Raw genomic sequence first — 10,240 nt, 5'->3', positions numbered from 1 at the left:
TACCGCCGGAGCTTTCCACCCCCACCCATGCAGGCAGGAGTCATATCCGGTATTAGCCACCATTTCTGGAGGTTATCCCGAAGTAGAGGGCAGGTCACTCACGTGTTACTCACCCGTTCGCCACTCGTGTACCCCGAAGGGCCTTACCGTTCGACTTGCATGTGTTAAGCACGCCGCCAGCGTTCGTCCTGAGCCAGGATCAAACTCTCCATCGAAAAAATATCGCAGACCCCGAAGGGCAAATGCGTCACAATGAAAAGAGATCTGACAAAAATCCAGACATAAACTGGTCTTCTACATAATCTCAAAGAAATCTGGCCACCACCGAAGCAATGGCCGAGGACAACACAAAACAAACATTTGTGATGTCAGACACCCCGAGTCACCGGGATGCCATTTTGGCATTGACTAAACAAAGCACACTGTTGAGTTCTCAAACATCGGACACACACCTCACCAGACCGGCCCTCTCGGCACCGGCCCCGCTCGGGGCGACCAGATCAACTTTACCCATCCGCCCCACCCTTGTCAAATCCTCACCGGACTTGATTTCAGCAGAACTTCCGAGCCCCGACCGCCATCCCTGACGGATCGAGCGCCGCCGGCTTGGTATTCCTTGCTGGCAACTCGGAGTACTTTACTCCGTCGCGGGGCGAAGTCAAATCCGCCAAGGGAGGCCCTCCCGCCGGCCCGTAGGACACGGATCCGTGCGACACGCTCAGTGCGACACGGTCAGGTCACCAGTGGTGAAGCCCCGCACCGAGGCGGTGACCGCATCGTCCAGCGATTCCTTCATGTCGGACGGGTACGACCAGACGACGCCATTCAGCGAGTGGGCCCCCACCGCGTACCACTGGTAGGTGATGCTGCCGTCAGGCCGTGTTCCCGAGAGGACGTACGTCGAGTCGGTGACGTGTTCGTACGTGACGACGACGCCAGCGCCCTCCAGCACGGCCCGGGTGCTGGCCATCTCCCCCTCCGGCGATCCGTCGGACAGAGTGTTGCGGCCCAGGCAGGAGACGGTCGCGGGGCCGGTCGGATCCGTGGCCGTGGCTCCGTCACCGCTGGCCGACTCCGCTACCTTCCAGTCGCTCGGCAGCGGACAGCTGAAGCCGAAGCGGGCGTTGTCGTAGCGCTGGAGCGCGGGCGGCGTTCCAGCGGTCGTGGGCGAATCCTGCGGCGAAGGGGTGGCGCTGGGCGACGGGGGCGCGGTCGGCGAAGGCGTTGGTGTGGGTGTGGGTGTGGGTGTGGGTGTGGGTGTGGGTGTGGGTGTCGGTGAGGTCGACTGTTGCGTCCGTGTGGCGGGGGCCGGAGCGACCGAGCGGGGCGGTCCTGCCGAGGGAGCGGCCGCAGTGGTGGTGCGTGGTGCGGCGGCCGCGGGGTTCGGGTGCGCACCGACGCGGGCCCCCAGGCCGAAGCACACTCCCCCCGCGATGGCTGCCGGCACCCGCCGCTCGGACAGGACGGCGCAGTCGAACCCTGCCGGACCTGCCATCACCTCACTCCACCCGTGCGTGTCCTTGATCCAGATGACGTCGGCCTCCTGGCAGCCCCGGATCGTTCCTGCGGCAAAGCCGTCCGTCTGGACCACGCGTACGCCGATGCTCACCTCGCAGGACGAGGACCGGGCGACATCGACGATCCGGGTGGCGAGATAGTTGCGGAAGTCCTGCGGTGCGCCACTGAGAGCGGCGACGGTCTCCGGCGCGCGGATGATGACGCCGTCGGGCAGGCCGGTGATCCGGGTGTAGTCGATCAGGTCCACGCGCTGGTTCGGTACCGTCGCCTCGGCGCCGGGACCGGCCGGTGAGACAAACGTTCCCGGTGACGGCTCCGCGGCTCCCAGGCTCCCTGCGGTGGGGGCCGAGCAGGCCGCCAGGGCCAGCAGCAGCCCGACGACGAACGCGGGCAGCCAGATGCCCCGGTGCCGAGCAGACCGGACCAGCACGCGACGTGGCGGAGCGGCATGGGTCATCCCGTGACGCATGGCGCACCCCCTCTCGTCGGCGCCCGTCCCAGCAACGGACGGATCCGGGTACCTGCTCCCCGGCCGGCGGCGGAACGCGGCCCGGCGGCCGAGTTCCCATCGTTCACCTACACGCTACGCCGGGATCGGCCTGCGCTCATGAGTTCCGTCACACGTATCCGGGAGCTGTCGGCGGACCCGGTGCCCCGCCATGGATCCGACGGCCTGGCGCCGATCCGACGGCCCGGTCACCGTTCCGGGCAGCATGTCGTGTGCTAGAAGTGCGACATGACGTACCGTCCCGAAACCCTCGCAATCCACGCCGGCCAGGAGCTACCCGATCCGACGACGCACGCGCGCGCCGTCCCGATCTACCAGACGACCTCGTACGTGTTCGACTCCACCGAGGACGCGGCCGACCTCTTCGCCCTCCGCAAGCCGGGCAACATCTACGGGCGCATCATGAACCCGACCGAGGACGTCTTCGAGCAGCGGATGACGGCCCTGGAGGGAGGCGTCGGCGCGCTCGCCACCTCGGCAGGGGCGGCCGCGATCACGTACGCCGTCCTGAACCTCGTCAACGCCGGCGACAATATCGTCGCAGCGTCCACGCTGTACGGCGGCACCTTCGCTCTCTTCGAGCACACGCTGGCCCAGTACGGCATCGAGGCACGCTTCGTCGATCCCGACCAGCCCGAGAAGCTCGCCGAGCACGTCGACGAGAAGACCCGCCTGGTCTTCGGCGAGACCCTCGCCAACCCCAAGCTGAACGTCCTGGACCTCGATGCCTGGTCGGAGGCCGCACACGCGCTCGGCCTGCCGTTCATTGTCGACAACACCGCCCCGTCCCCCGCGCTGTGCCGGGTCTTCGACCACGGCGTCGACATCGTGGTGCACTCGGCCACCAAGTACATCGGGGGCCACGGCACCACGCTGGGCGGCATCATCGTGGACTCCGGCCGGTTCGACTGGGCCGCGCACGCCGAGCGCTTCCCGAACCTGACCAGCGGCGATCCGGCGTACCACGGCGTGGTGTGGACCGAGGCCGCGGGCAATGCCGCGTACATCATCCGGGCCCGTACGGTGCTGCTGCGCAACATGGGCGCCACCATCGCCCCGCTGCACGCCTGGTTGTTCCTGCAGGGCCTGGAGACGCTCTACCTGCGGATGGAGAAGCACTGCGAGAACGCCATGGCCATCGCCCGCCACCTCGAAGCCCACCCCGACGTGGCGTGGGTGAGCTACCCGGGCCTGGAGTCCTCGCCGTACAAGGCGACCGCCGACCGGCTCTTCACCGGGATCGGCTACGGCGGCCTGGTCTCGTTCGGCCTGAAGGCCGGGCGTGAGGCCGGGTCCAAGGTCGTCGAGGGCCTGGAGCTGTTCAGCCACCTGGCCAACATCGGCGACGTGAAGTCGCTGGCGATCCACAACGCCTCGACCACGCACTCCCAGCTCTCCGACGAGGAACTGGTCGCCGCCGGCGTGAAGCCGGAGATGATCCGGCTCTCGATCGGCACCGAGCACATCGATGACCTGATCGAGGACCTCGACCAGGCCCTGGCTGGGGTGCGCTGAGGCCATACGGTCCCTTGCGGGATCGCGACGCCGTTGCCCAGGTAGGTCGAGATCTGCTGCTCACGTTCGACCATGCCATCGATGTACGCCGGGTCGGCCGCCCCGACGGCCACCCGGGTCTCCCCGGCCAGGCGCAGGGCCTCGTCCTTGGAGCGGGTGTGTAGGCCGAGCTCGACCGTCTCGGTGGGAAGGACATCGGGCGGACAGCTTTTTCTTGGGGCGGCGGCGCCCGGGCCGACGATCATGCCTCCCATGAACATCGGGATCCCGGTACCGACGATGACGCCCATCGTGGCGAGGGCACCGACCACGGCGCCGCGCTGGCCGTGGACCGTACGGCCACCGGAGTAGCCGATCAGGAGGGGCAGCAGGTACTTGATGATGCGTCAATACCTAGTACATAATCGGCTGGATCAGCGAACGATGTCGACCACCAGCCGGGTCGGGGACTGCATGGCCTGGACGTCGAACGGCTTCTGGCCCGAGCTGAGGCCGACGAAGACGGCGGTCGTGCCCTCGAAGGTGCTGTCGTTCACCACCTCGGTGACGACCCCCTTGCCGTCCCCGGGGACGCGCTTGGGCGCGGTGGGGCTGCCTGGCGCGGGGTAGGTCGTGCCGGTGGCGCGGATGGCAAGGATCGACTTGCCACTGACGGCGACGGTGTTCCCGCTGCCCTGGGAGGTGGCCTTGTCGACGTACGAGACGTCCCAGCCGGGGCTGCCGGTGCCGCTGAACTCGAGCACGACACGGTCGACACCCGGGTGGGACGCGGTCCGGATCTGGGTCAGGACGAGCTGGCTACCGACGGCCGGCTCCAGGGCCTTGCGTGTGGTGGAGGCGTTCGGTGGGATGACGACCTGGTCCTCCGAGCGCGGGGGTGAGGGGGTGGCGACGGGTTGGGTGCTGTCGGTGGTCGAGGTTGTCGGGAGGGTGGAGGTAGGCGCTGCGCTGGAGGTGGATGTCACGGTTACGGTCGGGGTCGGGCTTTCCGAGGCACCTGGAGTGGTACCCGGGCCACCGGAACATCCGGCGAGAAGCACACTGGCCGCAAGAGCTGCGATGAGGACGTACCTGCTCTTCATGCATCAACACTAGGCGTTCTGGTGCCGCTTTTGCGGATCCCCACGATGATCGTCGGCGATGTGGCGAGCCCCGGCACGGGGGACCGGACGGGCGGGCTCCCGGCCGCTGTAGCGTGGAGGAATGGACCTCGGCTACCGCCTCCTCGTGGGCCTCATCCGCATCTGCTTCCGCTGGCTCGGACTGCGGCTGCGGATCACCGGACTGCGCAACGTGCCCGACCACGGCGGCGTGGTCCTGGCGATCAACCACACCGCACACGTGGACTTCATCTTCGCCGGTTTCGGCGTGGTGAAGGCCAACGGTCGACTCGTCCGGTTCATGGCCAAGAAATCGATCTGGCAGCACCCGGTGGCGGGGCGCGTGATGCAGATGTGCCGCCACATCCCGGTCGATCGGGCGCACGGTGGTGAGGGGCTGCGGTTGGCGATCGAGGCACTGGAGGACGGCCAGGTCGTCGGCGTCTATCCGGAGGGGACGTCCTCGCGGTCCTTCGAGGTCAAGGAGCTGAAGACCGGCGCGGTCCGGATGGCCCAGGCGACCGGCTCCCCGATCGTGCCGACGATCGTCTGGGGCGCCCAGCGGATGTGGACCAAGGACCACCCGCGCAACCTGACCCGCTCGCACATCCCGGTCCACGTCGCGTACGGGACGCCGATCCACGTACGCCCGGAGGACAACGTCGCCGAGGTGACCCGCAGACTGCGCGAGGCTATGGCGCGGCTGCTCGACGACGTGATCGCCGAGTACCCGCCGATGACCGGCGAGGACCTGGCCTTCCTGCCCGCCCGCTGGGGCGGCACCGCCCCGACGCCCGAGCAGGCGCACGGGCGCGACCTGTCCGACAGCCTGCGGACCAAGGACGAGTGGACCCGCTGACGACCTGACGGGGTGACCGTCCTCCCGGTCGGAGCAAGCGCGCCCCGGATGGTCTCGGACGAAGGGACCGGGTCGGGTCGCTCCGGGACCTCGTTCCCGGAAGGTTCTCTGGAACTGGCAGAACAGGACACATCCCATCCACCCCTCGTTAACCCTGGGGACGTTGGATCAGGACTCGTGAGCATATCGACGCGCTCGCCGTCGGTGCCCGCCGACGACGACCTGGAACCCCCCAAGCGACGTCAGGCCTACAGCGCACGGGAGGTCGCGCTGGCCTCGGCGCTGATCCTCCCGAACCTGGTCCTGCTGATCGTCTTCACCTATCGACCGCTGCTCGACAACATCCGATTGAGCTTCTTCGACTGGAACATCTCCTCACCCCGAGCGACATTCATCGGCCTGGGGAACTACGTCGAGTGGTTCGCCGCCCGCAGCACCGGCACGATCGTGCTGAACACCGTGGTCTTCACCGCGGTATCGGTGATCGGCTCGATGGCACTCGGGCTGGCGTTGGCCATGCTGCTGGACCAGAAGCTCGTCGGGCGCGGCGCCGTACGATCCATGGTCTTCGCGCCCTATGTCATCTCGGGGGCGGCGATCGGTGTGGCCTTCCAGTTCGTCTTCGACCCGACGTTCGGCCTGGTCCAGGACCTGCTGGGACGGGTCGGGGTGGACACCCCGAACTTCTACCAGCGTCCCGGGTGGGCCCTGTTCATGGTGACGGTGACGTACATCTGGAAGAACGTCGGCTATGCCTTCGTGATCTATCTCGCCGCACTGCAGGGTCGCCGCGCCGAACTGGACGAGGCCGCCGAGATCGACGGGACCGGGCCGGTGCGTACGTTCCTGCGGGTGACGCTGCCCCAGCTGCGCCCGACGACGTTCTTCCTCTCCGTCACGGTGCTGCTCAACTCGTTCCAGGTCTTCGACATCATCAACGTGATGACCAAGGGTGGGCCACTGGGGACCGGTACGACCACGATGGTCTATCAGGTCTACCAGGAGACGTTCGTCAACGCGCGCGCCGGGTACGGCGCCACGGTCGCAACGATCATGTTCATCGTCGTGCTCATCATCACGCTGCTCCAGGTACGCATCCAGGACAGGCAGGACTGACCATGGCCTCCCCCCTCACCATCGCCGCCCCCAGTGCTCCGGAGGTGGCTGCCCCAGCCATCGGGCCGAGCCGGACCCCACGAACAAACGGGGAACGGGGCCTGGCGGGCAAGATCGTCGGCTACCTGGGCATCCTGCTGACCGTCGCCGTGATTCTGGTGCCGCTGTACTTCATCGTGATCACCTCGCTGAAGACCCAGCCGGACATCTACCGCGACCCGATCACCTGGTGGCCGAACCCCCTGGCCCCGGAGAACTACTCGTACGTCGGCGAGCACGTCTCCTTCGGCAAGTACTTCCGCAACTCGGTGATCATCACCGCCGTGCTCACGGTGGTGAAGGTGACGCTGGGCGTCCTGAGTGCGTACGCCCTGTCGTTCCTGCGGTTCCCGGGCCGGACCCTCGTCTTCTTCCTGGTCATCGCCTCCCTGATGGTGCCGAACCAGATCACGATCATCTCCAACTACTCCCTGGTCGCCCAGTGGGGGTGGCGGAACACCTTCGCCGGCATCATCGTCCCGTTGGCCGGCGTGGCCTTCGGGACCTTCCTGATGCGCAACCACTTCCTCTCGCTGCCGAAGGAGATCATCGAGGCGGCCCGGATGGACGGAGCAGGCTTCGGCCGGATGCTCTTCCGGGTCGTGCTGCCGATGTCCTGGCCCACGCTGGTCGCCTTCACCCTGATCACCATCGTGAACGAGTGGAACGAGTACCTCTGGCCGTTCCTGATGTCCGACACCGACAAGGTGGCCCCGCTACCGATCGGCCTGACCTTCCTGCAGAACAACGAGGGCCTGACGAACTGGGGTCCGGTGATGGCCGGCACCGTGCTCGCTTCGATCCCGATCCTCATCGTCTTCCTCGTGCTGCAGAAGCAGATGATCAAGGGCCTCACTGCGGGCGCGGTGAAGGGCTGATTCCTCTTCCCGCACCCGCAGCACCTGACCGCGGCACGAACACGCCCCGCTGCTCCCGCCCCCGTCCGGGGGTGGGTACCCTCCGAAGGAGAATCGACATGTCCCTGTCCCGCCGTTCGTTCCTCACCTGGGCTGGCGCGACCGCGTCGGTCGCCGCCCTCGGCGGTCTGTCCGCCTGTGCCGGAACCGGCGGCAGCGCCGCCGGGCAGGAGGGTGACGGCACCATCAAGTTCTGGTCCAACCATCCGGCGAAGTCCAAGGACGTCGAGCAGAAGATCATCGACGCCTGGAACGCGGCGAACCCGAAGACCCCCGTCCAGCTGATCGACGGCGGGGCCAACTACGAGGAGCTCGCGCAGAAGTTCAACGCCGCCCTCACCGGCGGCCAGCTGCCCGACGTGATCGTCGCCTCCGACGTCAACTGGTTCAACTTCGCCCTCAACGGGGCCACTGCCCCGCTGGACGACCTGTGGACCAAGGCCGGGGTCAAGCCGGACACGTACGTCGACACCCTGCGCGAGGACTACAAGCTCAACGGCAAGCACTTCGCGATGCCGTATGCCCGCTCGACCAACCTGATGTACCTCGACAACGCCATCTTCGAGAAGGCCGGCCTCGACCCGAAGGTGGGCCCGGCCACCTGGCAGCAGTTCGCCGAGTGGGCGCCGAGCATCAGGAAGGCCAACGGTGGCAAGCCCGTCCTGGCCATCCCGGACGGCTCGAACTACCTGGACTGGTACTTCCAGGGCATGATCTGGACCTTCGGGGGCCACTACTCCCGCGACTGGACCGCTACCTTCACCGACCCCAAGTCGATCGAGGCCGGCAAGTTCCTGCAGGACCAGGTCAAGCAGGGCAACATCGCCGTCTCCAACGACGCGGTGAACCAGTTCGCCACCGGCGGTGCGTCGGCCCTCCTGGAGTCGACCGGCTCGCTGACCGGCCTGACCGCCTCCGCCAAGACGCCGTTCACCACCGCCTACCTCCCGGGCCCGAAGCCCGGCGCGGCCACCGGCGGCGCCGGGCTGTCAGTGCCCGCAGGCATCTCCGAGGATCGCAAGCTGAATGCGGTGAAGTTCATCGACTTCCTCACCAACACCCAGAACACCATCACGTTCACCCAAGCCACCGGCTACATGCCGGTCCGCAAGGATGCCGAGGCCGACCCGGCCGAGAAGATGTACCTGGAGCAGCACCCGAACGCCACGACCGCGATCCGGCAGCTGAACGAGAACACCCAGCCGCAGGATGCGGCCCGTGTCTTCGTCCAGGGCGGTGGCAAGCGGATCGGCGCCGCCCTCGACCGGATCACCATCGGCGGGGAGGACGTCGCCACGGTCTTCGCGCAGCTGCAGGACGAGACCCAGAAGATCATCGACCGAGACATCAAGCCGAAGCTCTCCAACTGATCGAGCCCTCGCTCGTGGACCGAGCACCGCGTGGGGCCGGCTCGAGGCCGGCCCCACGACGGGCGTACTGCCCACACATCACCGAAGTCAGCGCACCGAACCACCCACCAGTCCGACCTGAGGAGCACCCATGGCCACCGTTGAGTTCCGCGAGGCCTCGCGAATCTTCGACACGATGTCGCGTCCCGCGGTGAACCGCATCAACCTGGACATAGCCGACGGTGAGTTCCTCGTACTCGTCGGCCCCTCCGGCTGCGGCAAGTCGACGACGCTCCGCATGCTCGCCGGCCTCGAGCCTGTCGACCAGGGCCAGATCCTGATCGATGGGGTCGACGTTACCGACAAGCGGGCCAGGGACCGGGACTGCGCGATGGTATTCCAGAGCTACGCGCTCTACCCCAACATGACCGCCCGCCAGAACATGTCGTTCGCCCTCGAGAACGCGCGGATGCCGAAGGCACAGATCACCGAGAAGGTCGCCGCGGCCGCCAAGATGCTCGAGCTCGAGGACCTGCTGGACCGCAAACCGGCCAAGATGTCCGGCGGCCAGCGTCAGCGGATCGCGATGGGACGCGCCATCGTACGTGACCCGAAGGTCTTCTGCATGGACGAGCCGCTGTCCAACCTGGACGCCAAGCTGCGAGTCACCACCCGCTCCCAGATCGCCACCCTGCAGCGACGCCTCGGGGTCACCACCGTGTACGTCACCCACGACCAGACCGAGGCCATGACGATGGGCGACCGGGTCTGCGTCCTGAAGGACGGCGAGATCCAGCAGGTCGACCGCCCGACCTTCCTGTACGAGCACCCGGCCAACACCTTCGTCGCCGGTTTCATCGGCTCGCCCGCCATCACGCTGATCGAGAACGTGGAGGTCTCGGGCTCGCGCGCGGTGATGGGCGAAGGGCACCGGATGGAACTCGGGATGGATCCCGTGCTCGCCTCCCGTACGCCCGGCCGGGTGATCGTCGGTATCCGCCCGGAGGGGTGGGAGGTCCTCAGCGAGGACGACGGCAGCACCGTGCCGCTGAGGGTGGACCTAATCGAGGAGCTCGGCTCGGAGTCGTTCGCCTACTGCACACCGCTGATGACGGCGGACAGTCCGGTCACGGTCCGCAACAGCCGGGTGACCGTCCGCGCCGGCAAGCGCCAGAAGCTCTCGGTCGGGGAGACCATCCACGTCCGTCCCGGTCCGGACGAGGCGTCCTTCTTCCATCCGGAGTCCGAGGTCAACCTGGAGTTCCTCGAGGGCTGAGCAGGGGCGGTCCGCCCGGATACGGTGGGGTGGTACCCGATCG

General features: G+C 67.2%; 8 protein-coding genes, 1 rRNA gene and 2 pseudogenes. 6 read left to right on the top strand and 5 right to left on the bottom strand.

Annotated elements, in window-relative coordinates; translation table 11 throughout:
* Nucleotides 1-215: ribosomal RNA gene (locus GA0111570_RS14520) — 16S ribosomal RNA — on the bottom strand; the annotation flags it as partial.
* Nucleotides 216-718: 503 nt separating this feature from the next.
* Complete coding sequence (locus GA0111570_RS17765; protein ID WP_175557520.1) at nt 719-1,987, bottom strand: hypothetical protein; 1,269 nt, start codon at nt 1,985-1,987, stop codon at nt 719-721.
* Between the two features lie 267 nt (nt 1,988-2,254).
* On the opposite strand from GA0111570_RS17765, the gene GA0111570_RS14510 reads away from it, so the two are divergent.
* A complete protein-coding gene (locus GA0111570_RS14510) occupies nt 2,255-3,541 on the top strand; it encodes an O-acetylhomoserine aminocarboxypropyltransferase/cysteine synthase family protein (RefSeq protein ID WP_092612863.1) in 1,287 nt (428 codons plus the stop codon).
* A gap of 29 nt (nt 3,542-3,570) precedes the next feature.
* On the opposite strand, the pseudogene GA0111570_RS18345 reads toward GA0111570_RS14510, so the two are convergent.
* The 3 genes and pseudogenes from GA0111570_RS18345 to GA0111570_RS14500 form a co-directional block, all read right to left on the bottom strand.
* Nucleotides 3,571-3,786: pseudogene (locus GA0111570_RS18345) on the bottom strand (PTS sugar transporter subunit IIA); the annotation flags it as partial.
* Nucleotides 3,763-3,924, bottom strand: a pseudogene (locus GA0111570_RS18450) (PTS fructose transporter subunit IIA); the annotation flags it as partial. The pseudogenes GA0111570_RS18450 and GA0111570_RS18345, both read right to left, overlap by 24 nt.
* Nucleotides 3,925-3,954: 30 nt before the next feature.
* Nucleotides 3,955-4,506, bottom strand: coding sequence for an AMIN-like domain-containing (lipo)protein (locus GA0111570_RS14500; protein WP_092612860.1), 552 nt, complete (start codon nt 4,504-4,506; stop codon nt 3,955-3,957).
* A 238-nt stretch (nt 4,507-4,744) separates the two neighbouring features.
* On the opposite strand from GA0111570_RS14500, the gene GA0111570_RS14495 reads away from it, so the two are divergent.
* From GA0111570_RS14495 to GA0111570_RS14475, 5 genes are all read left to right on the top strand, one after another.
* Nucleotides 4,745-5,500 carry a lysophospholipid acyltransferase family protein gene (locus tag GA0111570_RS14495; RefSeq protein ID WP_092612857.1) on the top strand — a complete coding sequence of 252 codons (756 nt, stop codon included), beginning with the start codon at nt 4,745-4,747 and terminating at the stop codon, nt 5,498-5,500.
* Nucleotides 5,501-5,677: 177 nt separating this feature from the next.
* Nucleotides 5,678-6,616, top strand: a complete 939-nt coding sequence (locus GA0111570_RS14490) for a carbohydrate ABC transporter permease (RefSeq protein ID WP_217634192.1) — start codon at nt 5,678-5,680, stop codon at nt 6,614-6,616.
* A 2-nt stretch (nt 6,617-6,618) separates the two neighbouring features.
* Complete coding sequence (locus GA0111570_RS14485; RefSeq protein WP_092612854.1) at nt 6,619-7,533, top strand: carbohydrate ABC transporter permease; 915 nt, start codon at nt 6,619-6,621, stop codon at nt 7,531-7,533.
* A 98-nt stretch (nt 7,534-7,631) separates the two neighbouring features.
* Nucleotides 7,632-8,942 (top strand): ABC transporter substrate-binding protein, encoded by a 1,311-nt coding sequence (locus tag GA0111570_RS14480; RefSeq protein ID WP_092612851.1) that lies wholly within the window; start codon nt 7,632-7,634, stop codon nt 8,940-8,942.
* A 130-nt stretch (nt 8,943-9,072) separates the two neighbouring features.
* Nucleotides 9,073-10,197, top strand: a complete 1,125-nt coding sequence (locus GA0111570_RS14475) for an ABC transporter ATP-binding protein (protein ID WP_092612848.1) — start codon at nt 9,073-9,075, stop codon at nt 10,195-10,197.
* Nucleotides 10,198-10,240: the final 43 nt, after the last annotated feature.

It is taken from the genome of Raineyella antarctica (assembly GCF_900092135.1).
In the GTDB taxonomy this organism is placed as follows: domain Bacteria; phylum Actinomycetota; class Actinomycetes; order Propionibacteriales; family Propionibacteriaceae; genus Raineyella; species Raineyella antarctica.
This window is presented reverse-complemented; position numbering and strand designations above follow the sequence as displayed.